Source organism: Paenibacillus sp. LX16 (genome assembly GCF_036252815.1).
Classification (GTDB): domain Bacteria; phylum Bacillota; class Bacilli; order Paenibacillales; family Paenibacillaceae; genus Paenibacillus; species Paenibacillus polymyxa_B.
In genome coordinates, this window is the sequence record NZ_CP141152.1 from 5,504,630 (window position 1) to 5,520,799 (window position 16,170).

Here is a 16,170-nt window from a genome sequence, read left to right on the forward strand (position 1 = left end):
GCTTTATTCCCCACGATACTACAACTCTCAATACAGCATAAAGGATAGGGATATGTTAAAAGAATTAATTAACAATTTTGCGTTATTAACAAGCTTCTTATTCTTTGGAAATTTATTTTTCCGGAAATATGAACGTTACCTAAAAAAACATATATTCATTTATCGGGTAATGAACGGTTTAATGCTGGGTCTGTTTGGCATTCTGTTAATGATGACTGGTTTATGGATCCGTGGGCACTTTGTGGTCGATCTGCGCCAATTGGCGATTATCATATCTGTTTATATGGGAGGATCGGTATCCGGTCTGCTGACCACCTTGATCATAAGCCTGTACCGTATTTATATCACAGGTGGTTGGACAGATGTTTCTCTGACTGCTACCGTCAATTGCTTCATGACACTGGGCATTTCACTTATCTTTATTCGAGAAAAAAGCCTAACACTCCGCAAGTGGATGTCGGCTGTGCTTGGAGGTGCTGTAGTGTCACTGTTATCTACTTTCTATGTGGCTAATCCTCCTGGTAATGAATCTATGATAATAATCACAACTTTTAAGTTGCTTGGCGGCCTATTCACTTATTTTATGATGTCCCATATCAAAAAAACAGAACGGGCTGTTCATCTGCTGGAAGAAGCTGCAAATCGGGATCATTTAACCGGACTCTACAGTCCGCGTGCTTTCGATACGCTATTTGAAGAGGTCTTTCATACTTCCAAGACTACAAAACAACCCTTTGGACTCGTGATGCTGGATATTGACCACTTTAAAAATATTAATGATACGTATGGTCATTTGAACGGAGATACCGTCTTGAGCCAATTGGGAATGCTGTTAACCCGGGAATCTACAACGAGGGCGTACCCCTCCCGTAAGGGCGGAGAGGAATTTGCCATTCTGATTGGAAATTGTGATAGTCAGAAAGCAGCAAGCTTTGCCGAAAAGATTCGGAAAGCTGTGGAAAATGAACGTTTTCTTTTGAATGACGGAACCTCGATCTCGCTAACCGTATCCATCGGAGCAGGCAGTTCACCTGTCATAGCATCGAGGCACTTACTGGAAAAGACAGATGAGGCATTATATGAAGCTAAACGTTCAGGACGCAATCAGGTGAAACTGGCAAAACCATAGATATTAGTCGCTAAATGTCAGGAAAGCTGGATTATTGTTAATAAAAAGTGGTAAAATGGAAATAACATCGTTATCAAAAAAAAAAACTTCTGCCGCTAGTGGAGACATGCCTTACAATCGACATGGGGGGTGGGCTTTGTGAACCTCGAACAATTGGAAAAACTCATGGAGAAAGAACGCCGTGAACTGAATCGCATGGCTGACTTACACGGATTAAAAGATGAACGTGTATTGGACAAATCCTCCAGACTTGACCGTATTATGGACAAGTACCTTCACACCAAGCGTGCAATCAACCAAACACACTCATAGAAGCAAGCTACATCGCTGCCCCTCAGGGCAGCTTTTTTATTCTGCATCCTACTCACCTTCTCGCGGACTGACTACTTCCCGCCCTATTCCGTCCGCAACAATTGCTGTGTGAACGATATCCATTCTCTAGCGGCAAAGGACAGATAACGATCGTTCCGCCAAATCATCCCCAAATGCCAAGGAATGACGGGGTCCACCAATGGAAGAACACGCAAGCGCTCGGAATCCAGATCTCGGCAAATGGCCTCCGGCAACAGCGCTACCCCCAGATTTGCAGCAACCATTTCGCTAATCAGATCCCATTGTGAGCTTTCGTAGACTACACGCGGCTGAAAGCCAGCACGGACACATTCGGCAATGATACGGTCATGTAGCGTAAAATCCTCACGGAACAGTACAAACGCCTCCTCCGCCAGCGCGGATAACGGTACCTCCTTGCACTCTGCCAATGCATGCGTAGGATGAACAAGCAAATTCAGCTTTTCCTCCACAAACAGAAATGTCTCAAACATATCTCCAACCGCAGGCAGCACAATCACCCCGATATCCAATGCCCCAGCTTCTACGTCCCGTTCCACTTTCTTCGCCCCGTCCTCAAATAATTGAATAGTCACATCAGGATATGCCTTATGGAATTCTCCAATGACACGCGGGAAAAAGCTCGATCCGACCATAGGGGGCAGGCCAATACGGATATGTCCCTTTTTCAGGTTCATCAAATCACTCAGCTCCGAGGACAGGCTCTGAAAGGACTTTACAATTGCTTGTGCCTGAAGCTCAATGACCTTTCCCGCGTCCGTCAATTCGATTCTTTTGCCGATTCGGTCGAACAAAGCGACCCCCAGTTCATCTTCCAGACTTTTAATCGTCTTACTGATCGTCGGTTGGGTAATAAACATGCTCTGGGCTGCCTTTGTAAAGCTACGCAACCGCGCGACTTCCAAAAAATATTGTAAATGTCGGATATCCAAAGCTACACCTTCTCCCATAGACAAACGGAATAGATTACATTCTTTATATGCATTTTACTCATGAAAGCTTGTGATGTAAAATTTCATTACAGTTTGAAAATAACCGATCTCAAAGATAGGAGCCATTATATATGAAAAGCTTCATACGCGGTGTCCTCCAGATCGCCGTCCTGATGGCCTTTTCGCTCATCCTGAACGCGGTAGTCTCCTGGCTCCACCTGCCTGTACCCGGTAGCATCATTGGTATGCTGATCCTTTTTATTCTGCTGCAAGCCGGTTGGGTCCGACTAAGCTGGATTGAAGTTGGCGCAAACTGGTTGCTGGCCGAGCTGCTATTATTCTTTATTCCCTCCGCTGTCGGCGTTATGAATTATTGGCCGATGCTGGAACACGATGGTATGAGCATCATGCTGGTCGTGTTGCTCGGCACCTTTCTGGTGATGGCCTGCACAGGTATGGTCGCCAGTCTGCTTGGTAAACGAAAGGAGCATAAATCATCATGACCGGTCTTCTATGTATTATATTGACACTCGCTATTTACTGGATGGCCAAACGCATGTACCGCACACTGCCCAAGGTGTATTTGTCTCCATTGCTCATTACACCTGTTGTCATCATTTTGATTTTGACGCTGACGGGTGTGAACTACCGTTCTTATAATTCGGGCGCCCACTTGCTGTCCATGCTGCTACAGCCAGCTACGATTGCATTTGCTGTCCCTTTGTACCGATATTTCCCTGTGTTAAAAAAACATGCGACCCAAATCGTGCTTAGCGTGCTGTCCGGGTCCGTTGTAGCCGTGTTGTCCTCCATGGCGCTTGCCAAGTGGATGCACCTGAATTCTTCGCTGCTGAGCAGCCTGATTCCGCGCTCCATTACGACACCCATTGCGATGAATGTATCGCAAACGATTGGCGGCAATCCGACGGTCACAGCTGTATTCGTTATTCTGACCGGATTGAGCGGTCTTATTATCGGTCCGATGATTGTAAAATTGTTCCGTATTGAAAATGAAGTCTCACGTGGAGTGTTGCTCGGTACCGGTGCTCATGGTACTGGCACTTCCAAAGCATTCGAGTTCAGTTCACTGACGGGGACGATTTCCAGCATCTCGATGGTGCTCGCCGCTCTCTTTACCTTGGCAGCCGCCCCGTTCCTGTTCCACTTGATGCTGTAAGCCATCTGTATACAAAGAAGCAGCGATTCTCTTGTTATTGAAGAATCGCTGCTTCTTTGCTTTCAGTCCATGTCTTAAAGCAATGGACGGCTCAAGGATATACCTCCCTCGCTGCCTCAAATAGCTTTAACGTCACCAGATTCCACCTCTACCTCTACAGGCGTTACAGCTTCATACAGGTAAGCATCCAGCTCAGCCGTATATTGTCGTTCTTGCGCGGCGCTCCAGCCTGCATGTTCGGACATCAACGCGATGGCGGGCTGTTTCCAGCGCTTCACCTCGTCAATCCGAAAGAACAGCGCCCCAGTTCGGCGTATGAAAAAATCAGACGGTGTCACCGTCATTTCCTGTTCCAGCGCATACAGGAGCGGGACACGCACTTCCACAGGCAGCGCCGCTTCCTTCTCGGTAGCCTCCTTCATGCTGCGCGCCGCTATGGCAAACAGCCGCTCTGTGTTGGAGCCATAGCGAGTAGCCCATGCTCTAGCTATATCCGACGACAGGCCGAGCGCAACACCTGCTGCGGTTTGCTTACCTGCGTACGCGTCCCAGCCCGCTGAGCCGCCTACGCTGCCGCCCGAAATCGGGATATGTCTGGTGCGGCATGCCCGGAAGCTTTGCCCGTGCATGCGTCCCAGCTCCCGTACCGCACGATCCACGACGAGTTCGGACATTTTCCGGTAGCCCGTCAGCTTGCCGCCTGCAATCGTGATCAGACCTGAACGGGATTCCCAAATTTCGTCCTTGCGTGAAATTTCCGAAGGGCTTTTACCGTCTTCATAAATGAGCGGCCGTACCCCTGCCCAACTGGATTCTACATCCGTAACAGTCAGCTTTACATTCGGGAACATTCCGTTGATCGCTTGAAGCACATAGGCCCGATCTTCGGCGGTCATCCGAGGATGCGCCGTATCCCCCTCATACACCGTGTCGGTCGTACCTGCATAGGTTTTTCCATCACGTGGGATGGCAAATACCATGCGTCCATCCGGTGTATCGAAGTACACTGCCTGTTTGAGCGGAAAGCGCTCAGCATCGAACACCAGGTGAATACCTTTCGTCAGGCGAAGCACCTTGCCCTCTTTGGAGCGATCCATTTCCCGCAACGTGTCTACCCATGGTCCGGCTGCATTAATAACCAGCGAAGCTCGAATTTCGTATGGCTTTCCCGTTACCCGATCCGTTACGCTTGCACCGCTTATTCGTCCTTCGTCATACAGCAGCTTGTCAGCCTTGGCATAGTTCACCGCCAGCGCCCCTCGTGTAACAGCTTCCTTCATGACCTCAATCGTCAGGCGAGCGTCATCTGTGCGGTACTCCACATAGCTGCCGCTTCCCTTCAGTCCATCACGCTTCAGCAAAGGCTCGCGCTCTAGCGTAGCCTGGATGTCCAGCATACGACGGCGCTCACTACGCTTAACACCGGCAAGGAAATCATATACTAGCAGCCCGACAGAGGTGGTGAATGCGTTAAACGTGCCGCCCTTGTGAAAAGGAAGCAGCATACGCTCCGGTATGGTCACATGTGGGCCATTTTCGAATACGATTGCCCGCTCCTTCCCAACCTCGGCTACCATCTTAACTTCAAACTGCTTCAAATAGCGAAGACCACCATGCACTAGCTTGGTCGAGCGGCTGGACGTACCTGCTGCGAAATCCTGCATCTCCACCAGTGCTGTCTTCAAACCACGATCCGCCGCATCCAGCGCAATACCCGCCCCTGTAATGCCGCCGCCAATGATTAATATATCAAAATGCTCATCTCCCATACGTTCCAAAACAGCCGTTCTCTCCTGCGCAGCAAATCCCTGTTCTCCCATCATGTATCCCTCCAGCTTTGTATATATTCACGATACAAACTGCCAACCGAATCATCATAAGGTACAAAAAAAGACCACGAACATCGCTGCGGCGGATGCCGAGCGGTTCATGGTCTCTCCAAGTCTCCTGACGAGTATTAACTTATCTATATCGTAGCACACACGATACACTATGAAAAGGGAAATCTGCCTGTTACCAGATGGCTGCCTTCTGCCGCAAAACCGTCTCTACTTGAACGCCATTGCGGCATGAACTGCCTTTTTCCAGCCACCATAAAGATCAGTCCGCACGTTCTCACTCATGGACGGAGTAAAGGTATGATCACTTTGCGCATATCCCCGGACCTCATCCAGACTGCTCCAGAACCCAACTGCCAGTCCCGCTAAATACGCCGCACCGAGTGCAGTTGTCTCGTTCACAGCAGGTCGTTCTACAGGCAGATCGAGAATATCGCTCTGGAACTGCATCAGGAACTCGTTCATCACTGCACCTCCATCTACACGTAATGAACGCACAGGTACACCCGAATCGCTCGCCATGGCAGTTAGGACATCTTTAGTCTGGTAAGCCAGCGATTCCAGTACCGCTCGTATAAAGTGCTCCTTGGTCGTTCCCCGTGTCAAACCAAATGTCGCGCCGCGCACGTCACTGTCCCAATACGGGCTGCCCAGACCCACAAAAGCCGGGACAAAATATACCCCTTCCGTCGAAGTCACACGCGCCGCATACGCTTCACTATCTTTGGACTCGCGAAACATGCGCAACCCGTCACGCAGCCACTGAATAGCAGACCCGGCTACAAAAATGCTGCCCTCCAGCGCATACTTCACCTGACCATTCAGCCCCCATGCAATGGTCGTAATCAGTCCATGTTCCGAGTCACAGGGTTCATCTCCGGTATTCATCAGCATAAAGCATCCCGTACCGTAAGTATTTTTAATCATGCCCTTGTCAAAGCATCCCTGACCGAACAGAGCTGCTTGCTGATCGCCCGCCGCTCCGGCAATAGGGATTTCCTGCCCAAAAAAGTGATAATCCACCGTATGCGCATATATCTCAGAAGATGATTTCACCTCTGGTAGCATAGACGCAGGAACGCCGAGAATATCCAGCAGCTCCTCATCCCATTTTAGCTCATAAATGTTGTACATGAGTGTGCGGGCCGCATTGGAGTAGTCCGTTACATGTGCTTTACCACCGGACAATCTCCAGATTAGCCAGGTATCAATCGTACCAAACAGCAAATCCCCGCGCTCCGCTTGGTCTCGTGCCCCTTGGACGTTGTCGAGTATCCATTTGACCTTGGTGCCCGAAAAGTAGGGATCAATGAGTAGTCCCGTTTTGCTATGAAAAATATGGTCAAATCCACGGCTTTTCAACTCCTCGCAGATCCCGGCTGTTTGCCGTGACTGCCATACCAGGGCATGATATACAGGAAGACCCGTATGTTTATCCCACACCACTACGGTTTCCCGTTGATTCGTAATACCAATCCCGGCAATTTGGCTGGCTTTCACACCTGATTCCGACAGGCAGGAGGCGATGACGGCCAAAATAGAGCTCCATATTTCATTTGCGTTTTGCTCTACCCACCCCGGCTGGGGAAAATACTGTGGGAACTCCCGTTGTGCCTTGTACACCACTTTTCCCTGCCGATCAAACAAGATGGCCCGCGAACTGGTTGTGCCCTGATCCAAGGCAAGAATGTATTGCTCCATCGTTTCCCAGCCTCCTTGCATATTTATGTATTGTCGCCCACTTGATTCAAATAAAAGCTATTGCTTATAATGCTCGAACAGTTGTTTATTGGAGGTCGTAACTGCTGTAGCACCCGCAGCCAACGCCGCTTCCACATCCTCTGGGGTGCGAATAAGTCCGCCCGCCAAAATAGGAATGCCCGTGCGTTCGCTGACCTCCTTAATCATCGGTGGAACAACACCGGGCAGCACCTCAATATAATCGGGTCGTGTTTTTTCCACCAGCGCGTAGCTTTTTTCCAGCGCAATCGTATCGAGCAGGAACACCCGCTGTACAGCAAGAATCCCCTTCTTTTTAGCGGTTGCAATCACCCCGGATCGGGTCGAAATAATCCCAAATGGCTTAATTTCCTGACACAAATATTCAGCCGCATACTCGTCATTCTTCAAGCCTTGCACCAGGTCGGCATGCAGAAGCATTTGCTTGCTGCGACTCCTAGCCATCTGGTACAGGTTGCGCAGCTGCGCTACATGCGTATCCAGAAAAACCGCATACTCATAAGAGCTGCCCAAAATACTCTCCAGCTGCTTCATATGCTTAGCTGCAGGTAAAATGCGTTGTCCCTGAAATGGCATGGATATCCCCCTTAGGCTGAATGTCGGTCAAACTCGTTCAAATTTTATATTATCACTCTGTTCGACGAACGTGAAGCGGTTTCATTGCAGATATGTATAAAGGCTGCCTTCCCTGCAATAGATGTCAGCAGGAAGAAGACAGCCTAATCGTTCAAAGGAACTGGATCGAATCACACGACGGCACCCTTAAAACGCTCTATAGTGTACTAGCCCTCAAACCCTTGGCGCAGCCATGAGGTAGCAAGCGTGATTGCACCGCGCTTGGCCGCGGTTTCCGACAATGGGTTCAGCATCACAAAGTCGTGAATGATGCCCTGAAAGCGTACAGCGGTCACATCTACCCCCGCTTCACGCAGCTTGTTCGCATAGGCCTCACCTTCATCGCGCAGCACATCGGCCTCGCCTGTAATGACCAGCGCACGCGGTAGCCCTTTGAGCTGTTCTGTGGTGGCACGTAATGGGGACGCCGTGATCTGCGCTCGTTCGTTGGGATCCGTCGTATATTGATCCCAAAACCATTGCATTCCTTCGCGGCTCAGGAAATATCCTGTGGCGAACTCCTGGTATGACTCTGTATCAAAGGAAGCATCCGTCACCGGATAAAATAACAACTGCTGCCGGATGGCAGGACCACTGCGTTCTTTGGCCAGCAGCGTTACGGCCGCGGTCATGTTACCGCCGACACTGTCTCCGGCTATCGTCAGCGTATCGGGCTTCAGTCCATGCTCGCGCCCATGCTGTGCCACCCATTGAACGACCGCGTAAATTTCCTCAATCGCCGTCGGATATTTAGCTTCAGGTGACAAGCTGTATTCCGGGAATACAACGGCTGCCTGTGAGCCGACTGCCAATTCACGAATCAGACGATCATGCGTATGGGCATTACCGAATACCCAGCCTGCTCCATGAATATATACAATGACCGGGAGATCGCTTGTCACTTGTTGTGGGCGAACAATTCTGACCTTCACCTCACCGCCAGGCCCACCTGGAATAGTTAGATCTTCTACATCTGCGGCAGGTTTGTCTGCCGGGCCGGATTGAACCTCATTGACCGTTTCACGTCCTTTTTCAGGACCCAAATCATATAGAAACGGAGGCTTGGCATTATCGTCTGCAAATTTCTGTGCTGCGGGTTCAAGCTGTACTTTTTTACTCATATCGGTTCACTCTTCCTTTCTTATCTGTGGTCTACATATATCCAATATGGCTAAGTTTGCTCATTCAGCTTCACCTTATATACTTAAACGAGTTCCTCTCTTTCCAATCGGAGGACTTTAGTTTGTCCAACAGAAGAGCTTGACTTTTATTTTATATTGTAACTATAATAGTTACATATTAAAGTTCGTAAATGCACTGGGTACACTTACGATCAAACGAATGAATCATCCACATCATATTTATAGGAGGCTATCTATTATGAAAATTGCAGTTATTGGTGCAACCGGTAAAGCAGGAAGTAATATCGTAAAAGAATCATTAGACAGAGGACATGAAGTAACCGCCATCGTCCGTGACTCGGCTAAAGTAACAGAAAATCGTGCTACTGTAGTACAAAAAGACGTTTTTGATCTGAAAACAGAAGATCTGAAAGGTTTTGACGTAGTCGTTAATGCATTTGCCGCTCCACTCGGACAAGAGCATCTGCATGTCGATGCAGGTAACGTACTGATTGAAGCCCTGCGTAATGTATCCGGTACTCGCCTGATTGTCGTAGGTGGTGCAGGCAGCTTGTTCTCTGATGAATCCCAAACACTTTTGGTAAAAGACGCTCCTGGCTTCCCTGATTTCGTATATCCAACAGCCAACAACCAAGGAAAAAACCTGGAAATTTTGCGTGGTACCAGCGACCTGAACTGGACTTTTATTAGCCCTTCTGCGGAATTTGCACTGGGTAAACGTACAGGCTCTTACCAAGTAGGAAAAGACACACTGTTGGTTAATTCCAAAGGTGCAAGCTATGTCAGCTACGAAGATTATGCCGTTGCTGTAGTGGACGAAATCGAAAAACCGCAACATCTGAACCAACGTTTCACTGTGGTGTCCGAGTCCTAATATCTCTATTCTTGCAGCACATTTAGCATAAAAAAGACCCTTCGCCCATTCTCTCACGCTGCACGCTATGAGAAATTGAACCTGAAGGGTCTTTTTGTTATGACCTGTTGATACTCTCGTTATGACTTGTCCGTGCTGACCTTCTGTTCTGTATCGTGAGCGGAAGTCTTCTTCTTATCGCTAAAACACAGCTTGAGAATCGGAGGCGAAGCCAAGGTCGTCAGAATGATGGCAATGATCACCGAGGTAAAATATTGCTGTGCCAACAGGCCCGACTGTAGACCGGTAGCTGCGATAATAAGTGCGACCTCGCCGCGAGATATCATCCCGGAGCCGATCGCAAGGGCAGAACGGTTATCGAAGCCCGTCAGCCGCGCCCCGAGACCTCCCCCAATTAGCTTTGTCACCAGCGCAATCAGTGTCAAAACAACAACAAATCCGAGCTGCTGCCCTACTCCCTCAAAGGAAACATTTAATCCGTAGCTACGACGAAGAAAACTAGCTTTTTGCCAACAAGAAGTCCCAGCGAAGTTTCTCCACCCATACCGAATATATTCATTACTACCGCTAGCAGCACCACGACAAGCACATCATCTAGCACTGCGCACCCAAATTCCTAGAAACCAGCCTTCATGCACCGAGAATCCAAAGGCTTCCAGTTACGTCGAAGTTGATCCAGGCCCGTCTCCAGTCCAGCAATGAACATCAGCAGCAGGTTCCCCTAAAAAAGACATAAAGGAGCCTTGGTGACAGGCTCCTCCGGTAGTTCATATATTCATTTGATGTTGTCGGTCATACTTGCGCAAACAAGCAATTTTATCTCTTCTGCAAACCCGTGTAAACGTGTTGAATCAATTTTCTGCTTTTTTCACATAGCGGTTGCGGTATTCGTGGTCCAGCATACTCATCAGAATCGAATCATGGTATTCATAATTGTAGAATAAAGCATCCCGCTGCACACCTTCGCGCTGAAAGCCTACCTTTTCATAGCAACGAATGGCGCGTTCATTAAAATCAAATACATTCAGCTCAATCCGATGCAGATTACAGATACCGAATCCGTAACCCAGCATGAGTACAAGCGCTTCGGTGCCGTAGCCTTTCCCCTGATTTCCCTGCTCATTGATCGCAATACGGATGTTGGCACTGCGGTTCAGGCTATCCATATCCTGCAGGGCTATATCCCCAATGACACGATCATCTTCGCGAAGCGCAATCAACAGCAGCAGGCTTGAGGCATCCTGTCCTTTAGCTTCAATATAACGGGCTATTTGATCCTTGGTAAAGCTGCGTTGTGTGCCTGTCAGCCTCCGCACATCCTGATGGAACAATGTATTATAGTATAGCTCAGTGTCCTCTACGTTAACGGGACGCAAGTACACCCGTGATCCTTCAAGTAACCGTGCCACAGGCTCTGAGGCTGAAGTTTGTTGAGTCATCATGATCTCTCCCATGCTAAAAATATAAATGACGAAAATCAAAGCAAATTATTACGCAAGTTCGACTACGCAAGGTCTGCATTTTGCTCCGTAGTCAGGCTAGAATCAGCGAGGGACTCGCGCCAAATTACGGATTGAAGCAGCAGGCCTGCCAAACCCAAGATTCCAACAGTCATCCCGATCCAGACAAAAGCCGTTCCCGCCCCTGCTATTCGGATCAATACTCCCCCCGCAAGCGGGGAAATGACCATGATTGCTCCAATCACGGTACTTTGGATACCAAAGACGCGTCCCACCATATCAGTAGGGGTTTTGGCTTGTAATATATAATTCTGGGTGATAATGTACAGGCCGTTGCCCACGCCTAGCACGGCCCCGATCATAAGCAGTCCAGGCAATCCTGTTCCGGGTTGCGCCCAGCCTAAAGCAGCAATAGCTCCGCCAACCAGCACATATCCACCACCGAGCCCCCAGCCTGCGCTTATGCGATTCAAGCGATTAAGCACTAGCATGCAGCCGACGGCGCCAGCACCAATGGCTGAAACCAGCCAGCCAAGCAGCGATTCATTACCCGGAGCGAGCACTCGCAGCAATGTAGGGAACTGGTAGTCGATCATGAGAATGGCGATTAAGCCGAAAAGTCCGAATATGAGCGTATGCAAAAGCATTCGACTGCGCCATAAGAACGCCCAGCCCTCACGCCATTGGTTGAAAAAACGAGATGCGCGGACATGCTCCTCCCGCATTTTGGCTTCATCAACCTCAGGCACTGTATGCGCAGTCGACTTTCCTTGCTGCCCGGCTGCAACAGCTTGTTGGTCTGCGCGGACCAGCGCCGGACCGATTCCCCGCAGCGGCCACAGCAGCAGGCCGGAACAGAGACGCAGCAATGCATTGAGAATAATGCATGCCTGGGGGGACAACACAGTCAAGGTCATAGCGCCCAGTAATGGCCCCGCCACTTTAGAGGCCTGATTGACCAGCCCATTCAGCGACGTCGCCCGAAACAGGTCGTCGCTGGCGACTACCGTGCGGGTTAAGCCTTGCTGTGAAGGCATTTGGAATACGCCAGCCGCCGCGCGCAGACCAAGCAAAGGCAGCAGCCACACCGGACCCGGGACGGCGAGAATGGCCAGCGTCAATAAGGCAATAGCTGCATCGCAGACGATCATCAGCCGGGCCTTGTGAACCCGGTCGGCTAACGTGCCCGCGATGGAACCCAGCAGCAGACCCGGTAGGGCCATCACTACCGGAATCAGTGCAATCATCATAGGGTCGGCTTCCCAGCGATAGGCAACAAGCACCTGAATGGCGATAGCATCAAACCAATCGCCAAAGGAGGCAGCCGTGTGCGCCGCAAACATCCGCCGAAAACGGCCATTGCGCCAAATGCTAGGCGTTGATTGCAGTTCTTTCTTTTCCTTCATTATCTACTCACCCTGCTCTCATTTTCAGCTTCTTTTAGCAATAAGAACATTCTAGCGGGTCTATATCAGAGGAAAATCAGACAGCTAAAAACATTAGACGACAGAAAGTGTTTGCTCCAACCAGCGCCTTAGCGCCTGACGATGCCGTGTTAAACTGTTGTCCCGGTCAATCCGATCATATTGAGCTGCATATTTCTCTTCCAACGTGGGGTAGGAGCCGCAGAGCTTCAAAAAACCGCGGATTTGGCAGACCGCTTTGATTTTTAGCAATTCCTGTTTAGCCATATCAAGGGTATCCAGCCCTTCATCCATGAGCCGCTCGGCATTGTTCACATCTCCAGTGCGCAAAAGCATAAGTCCGCGCATCATGCGATAACGGCCCAGTTCGCGTAAATACGGAGCCTCCGATAGCATGCCTTCCAGACGATCAGACAGTTCCGCAGCCTTTTCCATATGATCGGAAACCAGATGCATGTACATCTCCATCAGTGCAACAGGCATCACAAAATTATCGAGATTATCCCGTTCCATTACCCTCAAGGTAAGTGGTAGACCTTCCTGTGCACGTTCAGGTTCTCCATTTTCCACATAAGCCTCCAGGATGTTGAGAATACGTAATTCCCGTTCCTGTTCACTGGACAGCAGCCTGCTGGAAAGCGCACACTCACATAGAGCAAGCCCCTCATCCGTTACCCCTGCTGTGCCCGTATATAGCAGCAACATCCAATACAATCGGTCTACAGGGGCAAAATCCTCCCGCTTCAAGAACCAAGACACATCCGCCTGTACAAAACGGGTATACATTTGATAAAAGGCGGACATTTGAAAACCCATCTGCTCCTGCTGGGCAGCCAGCGCTACGATGGAATTCCCCTGCCCCAACAGCTGGTATTTCCGGAATAGTCCATGTACGGCGTCCTGCACCTCCTGATCGTGCAAGGACGGATGATTCTGTGGCTGCACGTCAGTCAAGGTCAAGCTGTAGCCATACCCTCTAACCGTATGAATACGGAGCCCATCCCATGACTTAAGTTTTTTGCGCAATCTATAGATATGATCATCCACCGTACGTTCCACCGGATACTCCAGCGGCCACACACGATCCAGCAGTTGTTCCCGGGTGAACACCTGATTCCGGTTATCGTATAGAAAACGCAACAGCGCAAACTCTTTAGCCAACAACATAACACGATCTGCATTACAGACCACACTGTAGCCATCTGCATCAAATTGCAGCCTGATCATCCACCTCGCCTCCGACATATCGTTTCTTGGCTGCACCCAGTCCTATAAACATAAGCAACACACTCAGACACAAGAGCAGCAGCAGCGGGATTGTCCAGCCTTGCGTCGCATCATGCAAATAACCGAACAGCGTCGGTCCTGTCGCTGCCAACAAATACCCAAAGGATTGCGCCATACCCGACAGCTCTGCTGCCTGCTGCGGTGTCCGCGTCCGCAAATTAAAGAACATCATCACTAGCGGGAAAGCAAAACCACCCGCTATACCGATACAAATGACCCAAATCACACTCCACTGTGTAGCCCCAATCAGAAATCCACCCAAACCGATGAAATACAGCACAGCCATAATCAGAACCAATATCCGCTGATCCTTCACCCGCGCCGCCCAAATAGGCACAATAAAAGTAAATGGCATTTGCGAAAACTGCAGCACGGACAGCATCCAGCCCGCAGTTTCTGAATCCATTCCCTGCCCTCTCATCATTTCAGGAAACCAGGCGGCAGGAACATAGAACAAAGCAGATTGCAGCCCCATAAACAGCGTCACCTTCCAAGCCAAAGACGATTTATACACATTCACGGTTTGGGCAGATACTGCTGCTTTATTGGCTGTTTTGCGAGCCTTAAGAAGTTGGGGCACCCAGAGTAAAATACCTATGACACCCACAATCCCCCATATTCCCAAAGCACCACGCCAACCCATACCTCCGTTCAAAGCCAGCGGTATACTCAGACCAGATGCTGTTGCAGCGACTACATTCATGGATACGGAATATACGCCGGTCATCAGCCCGCTGTTACGGGGAAACTCCTCTTTGATCAGACTGGGCAGCAACACATTACACACGGCAATAGCCAGTCCCAGCATGGCGGTCCCGACAAATAATGCAGTCACCCCCAGCGTTGAGCGCACCACAATACCTGCGGTCAACAGCAGCAAGGCCGCAAAAATAATAAGAGATGACCCGAAGCGGCGCGACAGTTTGGCTACAAAAGGCGACAACAGGGCAAAAGCCAGCAGCGGCAATGTCGTTAATAGGCCACTCAGTGTATTCGAAATATGCAAAGAATCCTTAATCAAACCGATAAGAGGTCCTACCGAGGTAATCGAGGCGCGCAGATTGGCACCTACCAAAATGATCCCTATGGCAAGTACCCAAGGACCGGCATGCCACAAAGATTTGTATACCAAAGCTCGTTGGTGTTGCTGTGAACTCATCTCTCCATTCTCCAATCCATCTGTGTTATGCTCAAAGGCTCCAACCAAGTGTACGGCTGGAGCCTAGCAATTTTTATCTCATTAAATTATAAAGGCATTCGTGCCATATGCATAGGACGGATCGATACAGCGCTCCAAGTCTTCAAGTTCAGCATATAGCCTCATTGAAAAAATAAAAGCTGCCTGAAAGGATAGTTTCCTTTTGAGGCAGCTTTCAGTTCATAAACTTCGATGCGACCAGCGCTGCTTAACGTACCAGCCAGCCGCCGTCCACCGCCAAGATATGACCGTTCATGTAGTCGGAACCCTGACTGGCGAGGAAAACCACAACTCCCATCAAATCAGACGGATCGCCCCAACGACCCGCAGGAATACGCGACAGGATTTCTTGATTGCGACTTTCATCCGCACGGATTGGAGCCGTGTTTGCCGTAGCAATATAACCCGGCGCAATCGCATTAATCTGAACGTTATGAACTGCCAGCTCGTTCGCAAATGCCTTGGTCAAACCAGCTACCGCATGCTTGCTCGCTGTATACGGCGGAACGAATTTCCCACCCTGAAAAGCAAGCATAGAAGCGACATTGATAATCTTCCCGCTTTTTTGCTCTACCATCACCTTTGCCACTTCCTGGCTCAGATGATATACGGCATTCAGGTTAATCTCCATGACAGCGTCCCAATCCTCATCTTTGTACTCCAGCAGGGGGGCGCGACGAATCGTACCCGCATTGTTTACAAGGATATCAATATTACCGAATTCATTGACGCATTCTTCCACAATTTTTTTAATGGATTCTTTCTCTGTCAGATCAGCCTGATAAAAGGCAACCTTCACACCCGTTGGCTCCAGCAAACGTCTTGTTTCTTCATATTCATCATTGTTAGCTACAATAAACAGGTTTGCACCTGCTTTGGCCAAAGCTACGGAATATCCTTGACCCAAACCAGTGTTGCCTCCTGTTACAATCGCCGTTTTACCTTTTAGACTGAAAAAATCCAATGAAAAATTGTCCAGACCCATGCCTACGCCTCCATCACA

At 49.4% G+C, this 16,170-nt stretch carries 15 protein-coding genes and 1 pseudogene; 5 read left to right on the top strand and 11 right to left on the bottom strand.

The genetic code is table 11. From position 1 onward, the window contains the following. The first annotated feature begins 52 nt into the window (after positions 1–52). Together T3H97_RS24680 and T3H97_RS24685 are read left to right on the top strand one after the other, a co-directional pair. Complete coding sequence (locus tag T3H97_RS24680) at positions 53–1,129, top strand: diguanylate cyclase (RefSeq protein WP_328801164.1); 1,077 nt, start codon at positions 53–55, stop codon at positions 1,127–1,129. Positions 1,130–1,267: 138 nt separating this feature from the next. Further along, on the top strand, positions 1,268–1,441 hold the full coding sequence (locus T3H97_RS24685) for an aspartyl-phosphate phosphatase Spo0E family protein (RefSeq protein ID WP_013312483.1): 174 nt from the start codon (positions 1,268–1,270) through the stop codon (positions 1,439–1,441). Between the two features lie 83 nt (positions 1,442–1,524). Here T3H97_RS24685 and cidR read toward each other — a convergent pair whose 3' ends face one another. Next, positions 1,525–2,412 (bottom strand): cidABC operon transcriptional activator CidR, encoded by an 888-nt coding sequence (cidR, locus tag T3H97_RS24690; protein ID WP_328801165.1) that lies wholly within the window; start codon positions 2,410–2,412, stop codon positions 1,525–1,527. A 131-nt stretch (positions 2,413–2,543) separates the two neighbouring features. On the opposite strand from cidR, the gene T3H97_RS24695 reads away from it, so the two are divergent. Both T3H97_RS24695 and T3H97_RS24700 read left to right on the top strand, forming a co-directional pair. Further along, positions 2,544–2,915: a CidA/LrgA family protein gene (locus tag T3H97_RS24695; RefSeq protein WP_104497664.1), complete on the top strand. Its 372-nt coding sequence runs from the start codon at positions 2,544–2,546 to the stop codon at positions 2,913–2,915. Next, positions 2,912–3,589, top strand: coding sequence for a CidB/LrgB family autolysis modulator (locus T3H97_RS24700; RefSeq protein ID WP_061830543.1), 678 nt, complete (start codon positions 2,912–2,914; stop codon positions 3,587–3,589). Before T3H97_RS24695 ends, T3H97_RS24700 begins: the two co-directional genes overlap by 4 nt. Before the next feature lie 116 nt (positions 3,590–3,705). On the opposite strand, the gene T3H97_RS24705 is transcribed toward T3H97_RS24700, so the two are convergent. From T3H97_RS24705 to T3H97_RS24720, 4 genes are all read right to left on the bottom strand, one after another. After that, the gene (locus T3H97_RS24705; protein ID WP_328802874.1) at positions 3,706–5,409 is read right to left on the bottom strand and encodes a glycerol-3-phosphate dehydrogenase/oxidase; all 1,704 of its coding nucleotides are present in this window, start codon (positions 5,407–5,409) and stop codon (positions 3,706–3,708) included. Positions 5,410–5,637: 228 nt separating this feature from the next. Beyond that, positions 5,638–7,128 carry a glycerol kinase GlpK gene (glpK, locus tag T3H97_RS24710; RefSeq protein ID WP_328801166.1) on the bottom strand — a complete coding sequence of 497 codons (1,491 nt, stop codon included), beginning with the start codon at positions 7,126–7,128 and terminating at the stop codon, positions 5,638–5,640. A 57-nt stretch (positions 7,129–7,185) separates the two neighbouring features. Next, positions 7,186–7,743 carry a glycerol-3-phosphate responsive antiterminator gene (locus T3H97_RS24715; protein WP_328801167.1) on the bottom strand — a complete coding sequence of 186 codons (558 nt, stop codon included), beginning with the start codon at positions 7,741–7,743 and terminating at the stop codon, positions 7,186–7,188. Between the two features lie 206 nt (positions 7,744–7,949). Next, a complete protein-coding gene (locus T3H97_RS24720) occupies positions 7,950–8,903 on the bottom strand; it encodes an alpha/beta hydrolase (protein WP_328801168.1) in 954 nt (317 codons plus the stop codon). A gap of 259 nt (positions 8,904–9,162) precedes the next feature. On the opposite strand from T3H97_RS24720, the gene T3H97_RS24725 reads away from it, so the two are divergent. Then, the gene (locus T3H97_RS24725) at positions 9,163–9,798 is read left to right on the top strand and encodes an NAD(P)-dependent oxidoreductase (RefSeq protein WP_328801169.1); all 636 of its coding nucleotides are present in this window, start codon (positions 9,163–9,165) and stop codon (positions 9,796–9,798) included. A 119-nt stretch (positions 9,799–9,917) separates the two neighbouring features. On the opposite strand, the pseudogene T3H97_RS24730 reads toward T3H97_RS24725, so the two are convergent. The 6 genes and pseudogenes from T3H97_RS24730 to kduD form a co-directional block, all read right to left on the bottom strand. Continuing rightward, positions 9,918–10,519, bottom strand: a pseudogene (locus tag T3H97_RS24730) (cation:proton antiporter); the annotation flags it as partial. Positions 10,520–10,649: 130 nt separating this feature from the next. Then, positions 10,650–11,240, bottom strand: coding sequence for a GNAT family N-acetyltransferase (locus T3H97_RS24735; protein WP_434784547.1), 591 nt, complete (start codon positions 11,238–11,240; stop codon positions 10,650–10,652). A 62-nt stretch (positions 11,241–11,302) separates the two neighbouring features. Continuing rightward, positions 11,303–12,664, bottom strand: a complete 1,362-nt coding sequence (locus tag T3H97_RS24740) for an MFS transporter (protein ID WP_328801170.1) — start codon at positions 12,662–12,664, stop codon at positions 11,303–11,305. 93 nt (positions 12,665–12,757) lie between these two features. Continuing rightward, positions 12,758–13,909, bottom strand: a complete 1,152-nt coding sequence (locus tag T3H97_RS24745) for a winged helix-turn-helix domain-containing protein (protein ID WP_328801171.1) — start codon at positions 13,907–13,909, stop codon at positions 12,758–12,760. Then, positions 13,890–15,128, bottom strand: a complete 1,239-nt coding sequence (locus T3H97_RS24750) for a CynX/NimT family MFS transporter (protein ID WP_250240744.1) — start codon at positions 15,126–15,128, stop codon at positions 13,890–13,892. The genes T3H97_RS24745 and T3H97_RS24750 overlap by 20 nt, the downstream gene beginning before the upstream one ends. A gap of 247 nt (positions 15,129–15,375) precedes the next feature. Then, positions 15,376–16,152 (bottom strand): 2-dehydro-3-deoxy-D-gluconate 5-dehydrogenase KduD, encoded by a 777-nt coding sequence (gene kduD / locus T3H97_RS24755; RefSeq protein WP_250240745.1) that lies wholly within the window; start codon positions 16,150–16,152, stop codon positions 15,376–15,378. Positions 16,153–16,170: the final 18 nt, after the last annotated feature.